The sequence below is a fragment of the Vogesella urethralis genome (genome assembly GCF_007644045.2).
Classification (GTDB): Bacteria; Pseudomonadota; Gammaproteobacteria; order Burkholderiales; family Chromobacteriaceae; genus Vogesella; species Vogesella urethralis.
Map to the genome: position 1 here is coordinate 185866 of NZ_VMDW02000075.1, position 15876 is coordinate 201741.

Here is a 15876-nt window from a genome sequence, read left to right on the forward strand (position 1 = left end):
GCCTGCGGCCAACCTTGGGTGGCCGCAGCTTTTAGATTCAAGGAGTCAGCATGAGCTGGTTGAACAAACTCCTGCCGCCGAAAATCAAGCGCGATACGCGTGCGAGCAAATCGTCGGCGGTGCCGGAGGGGCTGTGGAGCAAGTGCCCGGCCTGCGAGGCGGTGCTGTACCACACCGACCTCCAAAGCAACCTGCAGGTCTGCCCGAAGTGTGATCATCATCACCCGATCAATGCGCGTGAACGTCTGGACATGTTGCTGGACGCCGAAGGCCGTCGTGAGATCGGTGCAGAAGTGAAGCCGGTAGACATCCTGAAATTCAAGGACAGCAAACGCTATCCGGATCGTCTGGACGCCGCGCAGTCCTCCACCGGCGAAGACGACGCCCTGGTGGTGATGCAAGGCAGCATCAATAACCAGCCTGCCGTAGTGGCCGCTTTCGAGTTCCGCTTTATCGGCGGTTCGATGGGCTCGGTGGTGGGCGAACGCTTCGTGCGCGGGGTGCAGGCGGCCGTTGAGGCGCGAGCACCGTTCATCTGTGTGGCGGCGTCTGGTGGCGCCCGCATGCAGGAAGGCCTGAACTCGCTGATGCAGATGGCCAAGACCTCGGCTGCGCTGCAGTTGTTGTCTGATCACCAGCTGCCGTTCATCTCTATACTCACCGACCCCACCATGGGCGGCGTGTCCGCTTCGTTCGCCTTCCTGGGCGACGTGGTGATCGGCGAGCCTGGTGCGCTGATCGGTTTTGCCGGCCCGCGCGTGATCGAGCAGACCGTACGCGAAACGCTGCCGGAGGGTTTCCAGCGCTCCGAGTTCCTGATGGAAAAAGGCGCCATCGACATGATTGTTGATCGTCGCGAGCTGAAGGAGCGGGTCGCAACCTTGCTGGCCATGCTGCAAAAGCTACCTGGCGCGGCAGCCTGAACTGGCTGATGTGGCACCATCCGACCCCTTTTGCCTAGCAGAAGGGGTTTTGTTTTTGGCGCCGGTGCCTTGCGATGCGCCGGTTTCGCCTTATGCTGGGTAATGGGCGCCACAGCCTGCGGTATGGGCAAATTTTATATAAATTTAATTTATAGAAAAACCAAGTGTATATTGGGTATTTGCTTGCATATTCATATCGAATGAGAACGGGGTGGCAATTTCATGGATAATGCATGCTTATGGCGTGTCCGCTTGTGCAGCGCTGTGCTGGCGAGCAGTGCACTGCTATCGCTGCCGGCATTCTCGGGCGACGTCAACCTGTTGGTGCAGGATGAGCAGGGGGCGCCGGTGCCCGACGCAGCTGTCTATTGGCTGCCGCAAACCGGCAAGGCGCCGCGAGGTGCCCCCGTTGGCAGCATTGCCCAGCAAGGCAAGGCCTTCATCCCCTATGTCAGCGTGTTGCAAGTGGGGACCGCCGTGTCCTTCCCCAATCGTGATACGGTTCGTCACCATGTGTACAGTTTCTCGCCAGCCAAAGTCTTTGACCTCAAACTGTACTCCGGTACGCCGGCGCAGCCGGTGGTGTTCGACAAGCCGGGGCTGGTGGTGTTGGGCTGCAATATCCACGACTGGATGCTGGCCTATGTGCTGATAGTGGATACGCCATGGTTTGATGTCAGTAATGAAAGTGGTGCCGCCCAGGTGAAAGGCCTACCCTCTGGTGACTACCGGCTGGTGGTGTGGCATCCGCGTATGAAAGAAGAAAGCATGCAGCAAATCAAGGTCGGCAGCGCGCCGGTGTCACAGCGTATCCGTATCCAGTTGAGCAAGCCCGACTTGCGCAAGCAGGGGGGTTAAGGTGCGTTTGCCGCAAACCCTACGCTTTCGCGTCACTATCCTGTTTACCAGTCTGCTGGCCGTGGTGCTGGCGGTGTCGTTTTTCATGGTCAGTGTGGCCAACCTCGACATTTTTGAAGAGCAGGCCGAGCAGGAGCTGGAAACCGGGCAGCGTGTTTTCAACCGGCTGCTGGAGCAGAACAGCAAGCTGCTGATCCAGGCTACGCAGGTGCTGGTGGGCGACTTTGCCTTCCGTGAAGCGTTGGCCACGGCCGATGGGCCTACCATGCTGTCGGCGTTGCAGAATCACGCCAACCGGCTGGGGGCAGAGTTGGTGTTACTCAGTGACCTGCAGGGGGCGGTGCCGGCCGATAACCTGGGGGTGGCGCGTGACGGGGTGTACCCGTTCCCCGATCTGATGGAGGCGGCTCGCAAAGACGGTGTCGCCAGTGCGATCAAGGTGGTGAAAGGCCAAGCTTACGAGCTGGTGGTGGTGCCGGTCAAGGCGCCGGTGGTGATTGGCTGGATTACGCTTGGGGTAAAGCTAACCGAAAAGGTGGCGCGAGATCTCAAGGAAATGTCAGATCTGGAAGTCACCTTCATGACCAAAGACCGTGCCGGTCGTTGGCGTAGTTTTGCCTCTACCTTGCCGCCTGAGCAGTTGAAGGACCTGCTGGCGCAGTCGCGGCATGAGAAGCGTCTGGAGCTGGCAGGCGCGCCGCACCAAACCCGTATGTTGTCGATTGCCAGCGGCAGTGGCCGGGACGACAAGGTGTATGCCGTGCTGCAGCGGCCATTGCAGGAAATTCTGGCGCCATTTTATGCCTTGCAGAACGCCTTGCTGGGTTTGGCGTTGGCTAGTTTGCTGCTTTGCGTGCTGGCTGGCTTCAAGGTGGCGGGTGTGGTCACCAAACCCTTGCAACGGCTGGTGTCGGTGGCCAAGAAGATTCGCGATGGCAGTTACGCCGAAATCGTCGAGCGGCCCGATACCAGCGAGTTGGCCGAGTTGGCCGATAGCCTGGATCATATGCAGGCCGCCATTGGCGAGCGCGAGCAGGAAATCCTGGCACTGGCTTATCGCGACACGCTGACCGGCCTGCTAAACCGCGCCGGTTTCCTCAGCGAGCTCGGGCGGCGCCTGGAGCAGTCGCAGCAAAGCCAGACCGTGATGCTGCTGGATCTGGATCGTTTCCAGCAACTCAACGATACCTTGGGTCACGCAGCGGGCGACCGTGTCATCATGCGCATCGGTTTCTGGCTGCATGCTGAAATCAGCCGTTTTGGTGGCGTGCTGGCACGGCTGGGGGGCGACGAGTTTGCTTTTGTGATAGACGGTACCGATTACCAGGAAGTGCTGCAGGCGGTGTTGCAGGGCTTCGAGCGCCAACTGGCGGTTGACGAGAAGAAGCTGGACGTGCGTGCCAGCATCGGCATTGCCTGCTACCCCGAACACGCCACCACGGCGCAGGATCTGTTGCGCGGGGCGGACGAGGCGATGTACGTCTCCAAACGCAAGAAGTGCACGGTATCGGTATACGACGCGGCAAAACGCCAGTTCCGCGAGGAGCACCTGTCGCTATTGGGTGATCTGAAAGAAGCGCTGAACCAAGAACAGCTGATGTTGTATTACCAGCCCAAAGTGGCGCTGGACGGTAGCGGCCACTGCGAGGCCGAGGCGCTGGTCCGCTGGGAACATCCGGTGCGCGGTTTTGTGCCGCCATTCGAGTTCATCCCGTTTGCCGAGCAAACCGGCTACATCCGCGAGATTACCCACTGGGTGATTGCCCGCGGTTGCATCGATGCGGCCGATCTGCTGGCGCAAGGCATGCCGGTACGCATCTCGGTCAACTTGTCCACGCGCGATCTGCTGGACCCGGCGCTGCCCGAGTTTGTCGATAACTGTCTCAAGATGGCTGGCTTGCCCAAGCAATACCTGTGTCTGGAGATTACCGAGAGCGGGGTGATGGAAGACCCCGACAAGGCGCTGGAAACGCTGCATGCCTTGCGTAATATGGGGATGGCGCTGGCGATTGACGACTATGGTACCGGCTACTCGTCGTTGGCTTACGTCAAGCAGTTGCCGGTATCCGAACTCAAGATCGACCGCGCCTTCGTCAAGGGCGTGGTCGAAAGCGAATCCGACGCGATGATCGTGCGCTCTACCACCGAGCTGGCGCACTCGCTGGGCTTCAAGGTGGTGGCGGAAGGCGTGGAGACGCTGGCCATCAGCGACAAGCTGCGTGAACTGGGCTGTGATTATGGCCAGGGTTATTACTACGCCAAGCCGCTGCCTTTGGCAGCATTCCAGCAGTGGCTGCGCAATTACCAGCAGGCGCCAGCATGAGGCCTTACTGAGTCGGGGGGTGCCTGAAAAATATGCGGCAGGGCCAAGTGGCTGATGCCGCATATTTTTTTTTGTCTTCTCACAGCTTTTCCACAGCTTTTTCCCGATTTGCTGTGGATATCTGTGTTTCAGGCGCCGCTGTCGAGGCTGGCGGGCGCGATCACGATGCCAGCGCGCAGGCCGATACTGACCTTGGGGTTGGGGAACAGGATGCGCTCCTGGCCGCCACGGGCGATGTAGCGGCTGTCGCCGTCTTCGGCGATCACCATGCCGTCCGGCAAGGCGGTGAAGTTCTCTACGTCATCGGCCAGGTGCAGGACGAACTCGCCGCTGAGCTTGATCAGGTCGTAGCTGGCACGGAACAGCTGCACCCGCTGCGGCTGGAACGGTGGCGTCGCCGGTTTGCGACCGCTGACCAGCAGCCGTAGCGCCTGGTCGATGCCGGTAAAGCGGGCCAGCTCGTTGTGGCCGAACGGGCGCGCCTTGCCCAGCTCCAGTGTGAACGCATCCGCCTGGCAGTGGTGACTGGTGAAGTAGCTGTAGGTGGCCGCCGGCTTGCTGTGCAGCAATACGGTGCCGATGTCCGCCTCTGCCAGCCACATCAGTTGCTCGCGGTTGTGCGCCCGCTCGTGCAGGTAGGGGTAGATGGCAAAGCGCTCGAAGACCGAGCCGCGGATGGCGGTATGCAGATCGTAATGGCGGCGCGGGCCATGTGCGTCGCCGAAGAAGCGTTGTGCGGCCAACTCCAGCTCGGCGGCACGCTGCGCCTCGGCCGCCTGGGGCTGGCTGGCGTGCTGGCCGTTAAACAGCCGGTTCATGTCGTAGTCGATAAAGCGTTTGCCGGCCCGCATTGCCGGAATGTTGCCCAGTACCACCAGCAGTCGGGTGGCTAGCGGTAGTTGGCCGCACAGGATGTCGTTGACGATGCCCGACAGCACTTCGATCGGAGCGGTTTCGTTGCCGTGTACGCCGGCAGACAGCAGTACGCTCTCGGCGTGCGTTGGCAGGGTTTGCGGTTGCAGCTGTAGCAGGCCTGGGCCCAGCCATTCGGCCTGGACGCCATGCTGCTGCCAGTGGGTGACGGTGGGGCTGAGGCCTTGCAGGGTTTGCTGCAGGAAATCGGTGGCTTGGAACGGGTTCATGATGGCTTCCTTGTAGACCAACCCATTCTAAACAAAGACCCGTGCCGCTTTGCGCTGGCGGCACGGGTCGTGAACGTTGATGGCGCAATGCTGAAAGTCAGCCCAGCCAGGCCGGCGCGCGTTTGTCCAGATAGGCGTTGATGCCTTCGTGGCCTTCGTCGCTCATGCGAACGGCCGTCACACGATCGATGCATAGCTGGATGGCGTCCTGGCTGCAGCCCAAGCGGTCTGCATCGTTGACCATGGCTTTGGCCGCAGCCATGGCCTGCGGGCCGTTCTGCAGCAGGTGACGCAGCGACATTTCCAGGCAGCCGTCCAGTTCGTCGGCCTCAACCACCTGATGTACCAGCCCCAGCCGCTTGGCCTTGCCGGCATTAAAGCGCTCGGCGGTGATGAAGTAGCGCCGCGTGGCGCGGGCGCCAATGGCGCGGACCACATAGGGGGTAATGCTGGACGGAATGCTGCCCAGCTTGACCTCCGAAAAGCCGAACAGGCTGTCGGTGCAGGAGATGGCAAGGTCGCAGCAGGCGACCAGGCCCACGCCGATGCCGAACGCCGAGCCATGGATCTTGGCAATGGTGGGCTTGGGCAGCGTGTCCAGCGTGTGCAGCAGGGTGGCCAGCAGGTCGGCTTGTTCCCGCAGCGTGGCTTCGCTGGCGGTGTTCATGCGTGCCAGCCACTGCATGTCGTGGCCGGTGGAGAAGTTCATGCCGCTGCCGGTCAGTACCACGGTACGGATGGCGGGGTCGCGGCCCAGTTCCTGCAGCTCGCGCGTCAGCCGCTGCGTCATGGTGTCGTCGATGGCGTTGTGCAGTTCCGGGCGGTGTAGCGACAGTGTGGCGATATTGCGGTTGTCGACGGAGAGCTGGATGCAATCCTGGGCCATGTCATGCCTCCTTCTGGGCGGGTGAGGGCTCGGCGAATTGGAAGATGTGCTGGCAGAACTGTTGCGCGGCTTCCAGGTGAATGGCATGCCCGGCGCCAGGCAACAAGCTCAGTGTAGCGCCGGGAATGCTTTCCTGCAGCAGCCTTGCTTGATACAGGGGCGTCAAGCGGTCTTCATCGCCGACGATGACATGCGTTGGCACGCGTAGCTCGCCCAGCCAGCTGCGGGCATCGTGCTGCATGACGCCGGCAATGATGCGTTCGATATCCTGCCACGACACCGCAGCTGCAATGCGTTTGAGGTCCGGTAACATGGCGCGACCGGCTTGCAGGAAACGGCTGGAAAACAGCCACGGCAAGCTGATGTCGAAGCGCAGGTCGGCGCCGCCGGCTTGCTCGGCTGCCGACCAACTGGCGGCAATCTCGGCATTGACAGTGTCGGACCACGCCAGTGTGGCAGCCAGCAGCAGGCGCTGCACCCGCTGCGGGTGACGACGGGTAAAGTGCTGCGCCACCATGCCGCCGTAGGACAAACCCACCAGATAGACACTGCCGATCCCCAGCTCGTCCAGCAGTGCGGCTGCGTCATCGGCTTGCTGCGGCAGCGGGTAGACCGCCTGCTCGGTGCGCTCGCTCAGGCCTTGGCCCTGGAAGTCCAGGCGGATGACGCGGAAGCGTTGTTCCAGCAAAGGGGTCATCAGCGTCCAGGCGGCTGTGCTCATGGTAAGGCCGTTGAAGAGCATCAGTGGCTGGCTGCCCTGACCGCTGATTTCGTAAAACACCTGACGTTGGCCGCGCTGCATGTAAGCCATGGTGGACTCCTCCGATGCGGTTGTTTTTTGCATTCTAGGCAATGAATGGCGATGCGATGGGGGCTTGCCGGCCGGGGCATCCTTTATTTGTCACAATAGCTGATTAAAGTGGTGGTGTTTCTGATAGTGGACTACCAGCATGAACGCCTGCTTTGACGATGTGACCCTGGCCCGCCCGTTGCCGGCCCCCAGCCGTTTGCTGCTGGAACGCATCATTCATGAGGGTTTGGTGCAGGTAGTGTTCCAGCCCATCATCTATCTGGCCAGCGGCGAGCTGGTGGGCTACGAGGCACTGGTGCGCGGCCCGTCGGACTCCATCCTGCACTCCCCGGTAGCGTTGTTTGCGCATGCGGCCGAGGCGGGTTTATCTGCGGTGCTTGACCAGGTCTGTATCGCCGCCGTGTTACGGGAATTCGGACGCCAGCAGTTGCCCGGTCAGCTTTTTATCAATGTCATGCCGGATACCTTGCTGTGCGATGACCTGTCGGTAGACAGTTTGCTGGGCATGCTGGCGGTCAGCGGGGTGGCGCCGTCGCGGGTTGTGCTGGAGCTGACCGAAACGCGCCCCAACGCCGGTTACCCGCTACTGCGTAAGGTGGTGGATGCTTTGCGTCGTGGCGGCGTACGCCTGGCACTGGACGACTTGGGCGAGGGGTATTCCAATCTGCGGCTGTGGAGCGAGCTGAGCCCAGAACTGGTCAAGCTCGACAAGTACTTCGTTCAAAATATTCACCAGGATCCGATAAAACTGCAGTTTGTCCGCTCGCTGGTCGATATGGCGCGCGCGGCAGGTTCTACCCTGGTCGCCGAGGGCGTGGAACTGGCCGAGGAGCTGGCCGTGCTGCGCGAGCTGGGCGTGCTGATGGGGCAGGGCTACCTGATGGCACGGCCCAATGCCCAGCCGTCGCGCCGTAGTAGTTACCCGTTGCCGGGCCATGCGCCGGCACGGGTTGGCCGCAAGCTGCCTCAAGCGCGCAGCCTGCTGCAGCAGGTAACCTCCTTGCCGGACACCGCCAGCTGCGAGCAGGCGTACCGGCTGTTTGCCGAGCAGCCAGATCGCTTTGCCATCCCGGTGGTGCGCCACGGGCGGCCAGTGGGCTTGCTGTCGCGCCACCATGTGCTGGAGTCGTTTGCCAAACCGTTTAACCGCGAGTTGCTGGCCAAAAAAGCCTGCATGGTATTGGCCGACGGCGCGCCGCTGGTGGTGCCCGCCGATATGGATGTGCAGACCCTGTCCAACCGGGTGGTGGCTGCCGACCGGCGTTACCTGCTGGATGGTTTCATCATCGAGGAAGATGGCCATTATCTCGGCATGGGAACCGGCCACGACCTGATGCGCGTCATCAGCGAGCAGCAGCTGCTGGCTGCCCGCTACGCCAATCCGCTCACCGGTTTGCCGGGTAATGTGCCGATCAGTGACGAGGTGGCACGCTTGCTGGACGACGGGCGTGAATTTGTGGTGGCTTACGTTGATCTGGACCACTTCAAACCCTTCAACGACCAGTACGGTTATGGTGCAGGCGACGACATGATCCGGCTGCTTGGCACCATTCTGGAAAACGCCGTAGACGCCTCGCGCGACTTCGTTGGCCATGTGGGCGGCGACGATTTCGTACTGTTGTTGCAAAGCTGCAACTGGCAGCAGCGCCTGCAACAAGTGTTGCAGCAGTTTGATCAGAGTGTGCTGGCGCTGTTTACCGAGGGGGATCGCCTGGCCGGGGGCTTCTGTGTGGCGGACCGTCTAGGGCAGGTGTGCTTTTTTCCGCTGACCAGTGTCTCCATCGGGGTATTGCATGTGCGCCCAGGTTTTTTCGCCTCGCATTATGCGGTGGCATCCGCCGCGACCCAGGCAAAAAAAATGGCGAAAAAACAGGATGGTAGCGCGATCTACGTCGAAAACGGCGGCCTTGCCGTCGCGCCGGCGCCACAGCCGGCGATTGTTTGATGTCTTAAACGCCAGCTACGTCTGGTATGTCATGCTGCACTGCTTGACCGTGTCCCGGGCTTTCGGGCGCGGTCTTTTGGCATTTTTGTGTTGCGATGCGTCATAAGTGCCTGATTCTTGCTGTCTTCCTCTGCTTTTGATGGACCTGTTGTCAATTTTATTAAACATCGGCTAATCTGGATTGGCACTGTAGCTGTGGCGCGCCAATCTGGTGCGTCTGTCCGGGGCCGGGCAAGCAGCGAGCGCCGGCTGACGGCATCGCAAACCGGCCGGACGATCGCTGCGCAGACATGGCTGCGGGGTGGCAGCGTTTAACCGGCCTGCATCGGGGCATGTCATCGGTTTGTCCATTGCCCTGCCGGGCATATTGCTTGCTGGGTTGGCCGCAGGGTAGGGTTAGGGCTGGCCGCCATAAGGCAGAAGTGAACATTACAGGGGGGCACGACAACCCCCGCGAGGAAAAATCATGGTGGAAACTGTCAAACAGACTGCTGGGTCCGCGAAGGACACGCCGTATCTGCGCATTGCCAATGTGGTGAAGAAGTTCGGTGACACCACGGCGGTAGATGGGGTGGATCTGGAAATCCGCAAGAACGAAATCTTTGCCCTGCTGGGCAGCTCGGGTTGCGGCAAGTCCACGTTGCTGCGCATGCTGGCCGGTATGGAGCGGCCAACCTCGGGCAAGATCATCCTGGACGGCGAAGACATCACCGCGCTGGCCCCGTACGATCGCCCGATCAACATGATGTTCCAGAGCTATGCGCTGTTCCCGCACATGAGTGTGGCGGATAACATCGCCTTCGGCCTGAAACAGGACAAGCTGCCCAAGGGCGAGATTGACGCCCGTGTGGCCGAAATGCTGGATCTGGTGCAGATGCGCAAGTACGCCACCCGCAAGCCGTACCAGCTGTCCGGCGGCCAGCAACAGCGCGTGGCGCTGGCGCGCAGCCTGGCCAAACGCCCCAAACTGTTGCTGCTGGATGAGCCGCTGGGCGCGCTGGACAAGAAACTGCGTCAGCAAACCCAGCTGGAGCTGGTGAATACGCTGGAGCAGGTGGGCGTAACCTGCATCATGGTGACCCACGACCAGGAGGAGGCCATGACCATGGCCACCCGCATCGGCATCATGAGCGAAGGCCAGTTGCTGCAGATCGGCAGCCCGGCTGAAATCTACGATTACCCGAACTGTCGCTTCACCGCCGAGTTCATCGGCGAGACCAATATGTTCGAAGGCCCGGTGGTGGTGGATGAGCCGGACAGCGTGGAGATCGAGTCGGCCGACCTGGGCGGGCGCATCCATATCGACCACGGCATTACCGGCCCCAAAGGCATGCAGGTATGGGCCAGTATCCGCCCGGAAGACGTCCATCTGAATGTGACTCCGCAGCCTGCAGGCCCCAACGTGGCCCGCGGCCAGGTGCACGACATCGCCTACCTGGGCAGTTTTTCGATTTATCACGTCAAGCTGGGCAGCGGCAAGATCGTGAAATCGATGGTGGCGGCCAACCACTGGCACGAGAACGGTATTACGCCACCCACCTGGGGCGATACTGTCTATGTGGGCTGGCGCCCTGACATGCCGGTTGTGCTGACCCGCTAAGGAGAAGCGTGATGAATCTCGCAAGATTGATGCGCAGACTGAAGCCGGGCAAAGGGGCGGTCATCGCCATCCCGTATTTCTGGTTGTTGCTGTTCTTCCTGGTGCCGTTCTTCATCGTCCTGAAGATCAGCTTTGCCGAGCAGGATCTGGCCATTCCGCCGTTTACCAGCCTGCTGCAGGTGGAAGACGGCGTGTTGCAGAGCCTGACACTGTACTTTGGCAACTTCCATTTCATCTTCACCGATGGCCTGTACGCCGCCACCTACCTGTCTTCATTGAAGGTGGCGTTCTTTACCACGGTCATGTGCCTGCTGATCGGCTACCCCATTGCCTACGCCATCGCGCGTGCCGACCCGGCGCGTCGTAATGTGCTGCTGATGCTGGTGATGCTGCCGTTCTGGACGTCTTTCCTGCTGCGTGTCTACGCCTGGATGGGCTTGCTGAACGAAACCGGCCTGATCAATAACTTCCTGTTGTCCATCGGGCTGATCAGCGAGCCGCTGCACTTGTTCCACAACGATTTCTCGCTGTACCTGGTCATGGTCTACGCCTATTTGCCGTTCATGATCCTGCCGCTGTTCTCGCACCTGGTGAAGATGGACATGCGCTTGCTGGAAGCGGCGGCCGACCTGGGGGCCGGGCCGATCAAGGCGTTCTTTACCATCACCTTGCCACTGTCCAAGAACGGCATCATCGCCGGTTCGATGATGGTGTTCATTCCGGCGGTAGGCGAGTTCGTGATTCCGGAACTGGTGGGCGGGACCGATACGCTGATGATCGGCAAGGTGCTGTGGAACGAGTTCTTCGATAACAACAACTGGCCGATGGCGTCGGCGGTGGCCATCATCATGGTACTGATGCTGATCGTGCCGATCGCGCTGCTGCACCGTTACGAGACGCGCGAGCTGGAGGGTAAAGGCAATGCATAACAAACTGTCGCCATTCCTCAAGGGCGTGCTGGTGGTGGGGTTCCTGTTCCTGTACATCCCCATCGTCAGCCTGATCGTGTACTCGTTCAACGACTCCAAGCTGGTGACGGTATGGGGCGGCTTCTCCACCAAGTGGTATGTCTCGCTGTTCAACAACGAGCAGATCATGTCGGCGGTGAAGCTCTCCATCCAGATCGCACTGGCCAGCGCCACGGCTGCCGTCATCCTGGGGACGATCGCCGGTTTCGTACTGGCGCGCTTCAAGCGCTTTCCCGGCAGTACGCTGTTTGCCGGCATGATGACGGCGCCGATGGTGATGCCCGAAGTCATTACCGGCCTGTCCATGCTGCTGCTGTTCATCTCGCTGCAGCAGTTGATCGGCGTGCCGACCGACCGCGGCTTCTTCACCATCTGGGTGGGCCATACCACGCTATGCATGGCCTACGTGGCGGTGGTGGTGCGTTCGCGCTTGCTGGAGATCGACAAGAGCCTGGAAGACGCAGCCATGGACCTGGGGGCACGCCCGCTGAAGATCTTCTTCGTGATCACTTTGCCGCTGGTGTCGCAGGCTATTGCCTCCGGTTTCCTGCTGTCGGTCACGCTGTCGCTGGATGATCTGGTCACCACCGCCTTCCTGTCCGGCCCGGGGTCCACCACGCTGCCGCAGGTGATCTTCTCCAAAGTGCGTCTGGGGCTGAACCCCGAGATCAACGCGCTGGCCAGTATTACTGTACTGGTAGTGGGGGTGGTGGTGCTGCTTGCCAACTACCTGATGCTGAATGCGCAGCGTAACCGCGACAAGGCGATCGCCGCTGCCATGCGCGATAGCGGCGCCAGCAGCTGATAGTGTTTGTTCCGGTCACGGCGGAGCCTGCGAAGGCTTCGCCGTTTTTCATGCCTGAAGTTCGATGTGATGTGAGGAAATCATGCTGACCTTTGCCCATCAAGCCCATGCGCCGTCGTATTACGCCGCCACGGCGCGGCTTTGGCAGCCGGGCCCCGCACTGCAAGGCGATGCCGACTGCGATGTGTGTGTAATCGGCGGCGGGCTCAGTGGCGTGTCCGCCGCGCTGAACCTGGCCGAGCAGGGCTTGCGCGTCATCTTGCTGGAGGGTGCGCAGATAGGCTTTGGCGCCTCGGGGCGCAATGGTGGCCAGGTGATTGCCGGCTACGCTGCCGAGATGGATACCTTCCGCCAGCAGCTGGGCGAGCAGGGCGCACGCCAGTTGTGGCAGATGTCGGTCGAGGCCATCGACATGATTGAGCAACGCGTAACGCAGCATGGTATTGCCTGTGACTGGACGCGCGGCTTCTGCAATGTGGCGGTGAAGCCTGCGCACCTGGCCGGCTTGCGCGAGTGGCAGCAGGAATTGGCCGATCGCTACCAGTACCCGTACTGCCAGCTGTGGGAGCGTGAACAGTTGGCCGCAGTGCTGGGCTCGGCGCGTTATCAGGGCGGGCTGTATGACCCGCTGTCCGGTCATCTGCACCCGCTTAACTACCTGCTGGGGCTGGCGCAGGCGGCGCGTGACGCCGGGGTGGCCATCTACGAAAACACGCCGGCGCTGGCGTTCCGTAGCGGCGAGGCGCCGCTGGTGCAGTGCGAGGGCGGCAAGGTGCGTTGCCGGCAGCTGGTGCTGGCCGGCAATGCCTATCTGGGCAAGCTGGCACCGGCGCTGAATCGGCGCATCATGCCAGTGGGCACTTACGTGATTGCCACCGAGCCGCTGGGCGAGGCGCGCGCCCGCAGCCTGATCGGCAACGGCATGGCAGTGTGCGATACCAATTTTGTACTCGACTACTACCGGCTGTCGGCCGACCATCGCCTGCTGTTTGGCGGCAAGGTCAGTTACTCCGGCCGCGAGCCACGCCAGCTGGCGCAGGCCATGCGTGCCGACATGCTGCGCGTGTTTCCGCAATTACACGACGTGCGCGTCGATTACGCTTGGGGCGGCTTCTGCGACATCACGCTGAACCGGGCACCAGACTTCGGCCGCCTGGCACCCAATATCTATTACGCCCAGGGTTTCTCTGGCCACGGCGTGGCCATCACCGGCCTGGCCGGCAAAGTGATTGCCGAAGCGATTGCCGGCGACGATAGCAGGCTGGCGCTGTTCGAGCGGCTGCAGCACCGGCCTTTCCCCGGCGGTGCCTTGCTGCGCACCCCGGCGCTGGTGCTGGGCATGGCCTGGTACCGGTTGCGCGACTTCCTGTAGTTGGCCGCGACGTGGCTGGCCCTTGTGCCAGCTGTGCCCGGCGGGTGTTCAAAATCATGGACGTTGGCAGGCATGCGGCCAACCTTTTGGCTGGCGCTGGATAGAGACAAAACAGTCATATGAACGCGCTATGCTGCCTTGCAGCAAGTGGCGGCTTGGGCTGGGGTGTTAATTAAAATGGACGGGCAAAAATACTGCTTGTCAAGCAGCGTGATGTTGCTAAAATCCGCGCTCGTTTTTGCGGCGCCTGCCGCACTCTGCGCGCTCCGACATCCCAGGCCCACATGAAGCTTTCCAGCCCGAAAGCCGCGCACTAAGGAGCAGTTTCCATTTATTGCATAACTAGGGAAATCCTTTCATGGCTTGGACTGTGGCGGATAGCCGTAGCCTGTATGGCATACGGCACTGGGGCGCTGGCTATTTCAATGTCGGCGAAAATGGCTGCGTAAAAGTACGCCCGAACGTACATCAGCAACGCGAAATCGACCTGTTCGAACTGGCGCACACGCTGGGCGAGCGCGGTCTGGACATGCCGCTGCTGGTGCGTTTCCCCGATATCCTGCAAGACCGTGTCACCCGCCTGTGCCACGCTTTCAATAACGCGATTGCCAGCCAGAACTACGGCAACCGCTACACCGCCATCTACCCGATCAAGGTGAACCAGCAAGAAGCGGTGGTGAAGAGCATCATCGCCACCCAGGACGTATCCATCGGCCTGGAAGCCGGCTCCAAGCCGGAGCTGATGGCCGTACTGGCGCTGGCGCCCAAGGGCTGCACCATCGTTTGCAATGGCTACAAAGACCGCGATTTCATCCGCCTGGCGCTGATGGGCCAGCGGCTGGGGCACGAAGTGTTCGTGGTGATCGAGAAAGAATCCGAAGTCGACCTGCTGATCCAGGAAAGCGCCAAGCTGGGCGTGAAGGCCAACCTGGGCCTGCGCGTGCGCCTGTCTTCGCTGGCCTCCAGCAAGTGGGCCGATACCGGTGGCGAGAAGGGCAAGTTCGGCCTGTCCGCCGCGCAGCTGATTTCTGCGGTAGACAAGCTGGTAGCAGCCGGCCACGGCGACAACGTACGCTTGATGCACTTCCACATGGGGTCGCAGATCGCCAACATCGCCGACTACCGCGCCGGTTTCCGCGAAGCCATCCGCTACTTTGGCGAACTGCGCGCGCTGGGCCTGCCGGTGGACCACGTGGACGTGGGCGGTGGCCTGGGCGTCGATTACGACGGCACCCACTCGCGTAACGCCAGCTCCATCAACTACGACATGGACGAGTACGCCAGCGTGATCGTGTCCATGCTGTCGGAGTTCTGCGACGAGAATGCCATTCCGCACCCGCGCATCCTGTCCGAATCCGGCCGCGCCATGACCGCGCACCACGCCGTGCTGCTGGTCAACGTGACCGACGTGGAGCGCCTGCCGGACACCATGCCTGCCATCGACGACCTGCCGGCCTTGTCGCGCCCGGTGCGCAAGCTGGTGGAGCTGATGAACCTGACCGATGCGGAGATGGTGACCGAAACCTACTACCGCGCCAGTCATCTGGTGTCCGAAGCGTCCGACATGTATGCCGAAGGCCGCCTGACGCTGAAAGAAAAAGCCGTGGCCGAGCAAGTGCACGCCGCGCTGTGCCGTCGTCTGCAAGCGCAGCTGACCGCCAGCCAGCGCAGCCAGCGCCAGGTGTACGACGAGCTGACCGACAAGCTGGCCGACAAGTACTTCTGCAACTTCTCGGTGTTCCAGAGCCTGCCGGATACCTGGGCCATCGACCAAGTGCTGCCGATCATGCCGATTCACCGCCTGGACGAGCAGCCGACCCGCCGTGCCGTACTGCAGGATCTGACCTGCGACTCCGACGGCAAGGTGAAGCAGTACGTCGACCAGCAGAGCATCGAAAACAGCATGCCGGTGCACGAAGTGAAGGCCGGTGACGAGTACCTGATCGCCGTCTTCATGGTAGGCGCGTATCAGGAGATTCTGGGCGACATGCACAACCTGTTCGGCGATACCGATTCGGTGAACGTCTACGTGCGTGATGGCGGCAAAGTCAGCTTCGAAGGCGTGGAAGAGCACGACACCATCGAAGACATGCTGCGCTATGTGCACCTGTCGCCGGAGGAAATCCTGAACCGCTACGAAGCCAAGGCGCGCGTGGCCGGCCTGACGCAAGAAGAGCGCTCCAGCTACTTCGCCGAGTTCTGCCGCGGCCTGAAGCAGTCCTCCTACCTCAGCGTGTAACACG

General features: G+C 61.4%; 12 protein-coding genes. 9 read left to right on the forward strand and 3 right to left on the reverse strand.

Annotated elements, in window-relative coordinates:
- The first annotated feature begins 50 nt into the window (after positions 1-50).
- The 3 genes from accD to FLQ03_RS07935 all read left to right on the forward strand — a co-directional run bounded on the left by accD (position 51) and on the right by FLQ03_RS07935 (position 4104).
- Entirely contained in the window at positions 51-923 is an 873-nt protein-coding gene (accD, locus tag FLQ03_RS07925; RefSeq protein WP_144371444.1) for an acetyl-CoA carboxylase, carboxyltransferase subunit beta, read from the forward strand.
- A 222-nt stretch (positions 924-1145) separates the two neighbouring features.
- Positions 1146-1781: a methylamine utilization protein gene (locus tag FLQ03_RS07930; RefSeq protein WP_144371445.1), complete on the forward strand. Its 636-nt coding sequence runs from the start codon at positions 1146-1148 to the stop codon at positions 1779-1781.
- Between the two features lies 1 nt (position 1782).
- Positions 1783-4104 (forward strand): putative bifunctional diguanylate cyclase/phosphodiesterase, encoded by a 2322-nt coding sequence (locus tag FLQ03_RS07935; protein WP_144371446.1) that lies wholly within the window; start codon positions 1783-1785, stop codon positions 4102-4104.
- Positions 4105-4232: 128 nt separating this feature from the next.
- On the opposite strand, the gene astE is transcribed toward FLQ03_RS07935, so the two are convergent.
- The 3 genes from astE to FLQ03_RS07950 form a co-directional block, all read right to left on the reverse strand.
- Positions 4233-5246, reverse strand: a complete 1014-nt coding sequence (gene astE, locus FLQ03_RS07940) for a succinylglutamate desuccinylase (RefSeq protein WP_144371447.1) — start codon at positions 5244-5246, stop codon at positions 4233-4235.
- Positions 5247-5343: 97 nt separating this feature from the next.
- Positions 5344-6132 (reverse strand): enoyl-CoA hydratase-related protein, encoded by a 789-nt coding sequence (locus FLQ03_RS07945; protein WP_144371448.1) that lies wholly within the window; start codon positions 6130-6132, stop codon positions 5344-5346.
- 1 nt (position 6133) lies between these two features.
- Positions 6134-6943 carry an alpha/beta fold hydrolase gene (locus tag FLQ03_RS07950; RefSeq protein WP_144371449.1) on the reverse strand — a complete coding sequence of 270 codons (810 nt, stop codon included), beginning with the start codon at positions 6941-6943 and terminating at the stop codon, positions 6134-6136.
- Between the two features lie 139 nt (positions 6944-7082).
- On the opposite strand from FLQ03_RS07950, the gene FLQ03_RS07955 reads away from it, so the two are divergent.
- The 6 genes from FLQ03_RS07955 to speA all read left to right on the forward strand — a co-directional run bounded on the left by FLQ03_RS07955 (position 7083) and on the right by speA (position 15872).
- Positions 7083-8888, forward strand: coding sequence for a GGDEF domain-containing protein (locus FLQ03_RS07955; RefSeq protein ID WP_144371450.1), 1806 nt, complete (start codon positions 7083-7085; stop codon positions 8886-8888).
- A gap of 466 nt (positions 8889-9354) precedes the next feature.
- Positions 9355-10488: an ABC transporter ATP-binding protein gene (locus FLQ03_RS07960; protein ID WP_144371451.1), complete on the forward strand. Its 1134-nt coding sequence runs from the start codon at positions 9355-9357 to the stop codon at positions 10486-10488.
- A gap of 11 nt (positions 10489-10499) precedes the next feature.
- Positions 10500-11417 carry an ABC transporter permease subunit gene (locus FLQ03_RS07965; protein ID WP_144371452.1) on the forward strand — a complete coding sequence of 306 codons (918 nt, stop codon included), beginning with the start codon at positions 10500-10502 and terminating at the stop codon, positions 11415-11417.
- Complete coding sequence (locus FLQ03_RS07970) at positions 11410-12261, forward strand: ABC transporter permease subunit (RefSeq protein ID WP_144371453.1); 852 nt, start codon at positions 11410-11412, stop codon at positions 12259-12261. The genes FLQ03_RS07965 and FLQ03_RS07970 overlap by 8 nt, the downstream gene beginning before the upstream one ends.
- A gap of 82 nt (positions 12262-12343) precedes the next feature.
- The gene (locus FLQ03_RS07975; protein ID WP_144371454.1) at positions 12344-13633 is read left to right on the forward strand and encodes an NAD(P)/FAD-dependent oxidoreductase; all 1290 of its coding nucleotides are present in this window, start codon (positions 12344-12346) and stop codon (positions 13631-13633) included.
- Positions 13634-13991: 358 nt separating this feature from the next.
- Positions 13992-15872, forward strand: a complete 1881-nt coding sequence (gene speA / locus FLQ03_RS07980) for an arginine decarboxylase (RefSeq protein ID WP_144371455.1) — start codon at positions 13992-13994, stop codon at positions 15870-15872.
- Positions 15873-15876: the final 4 nt, after the last annotated feature.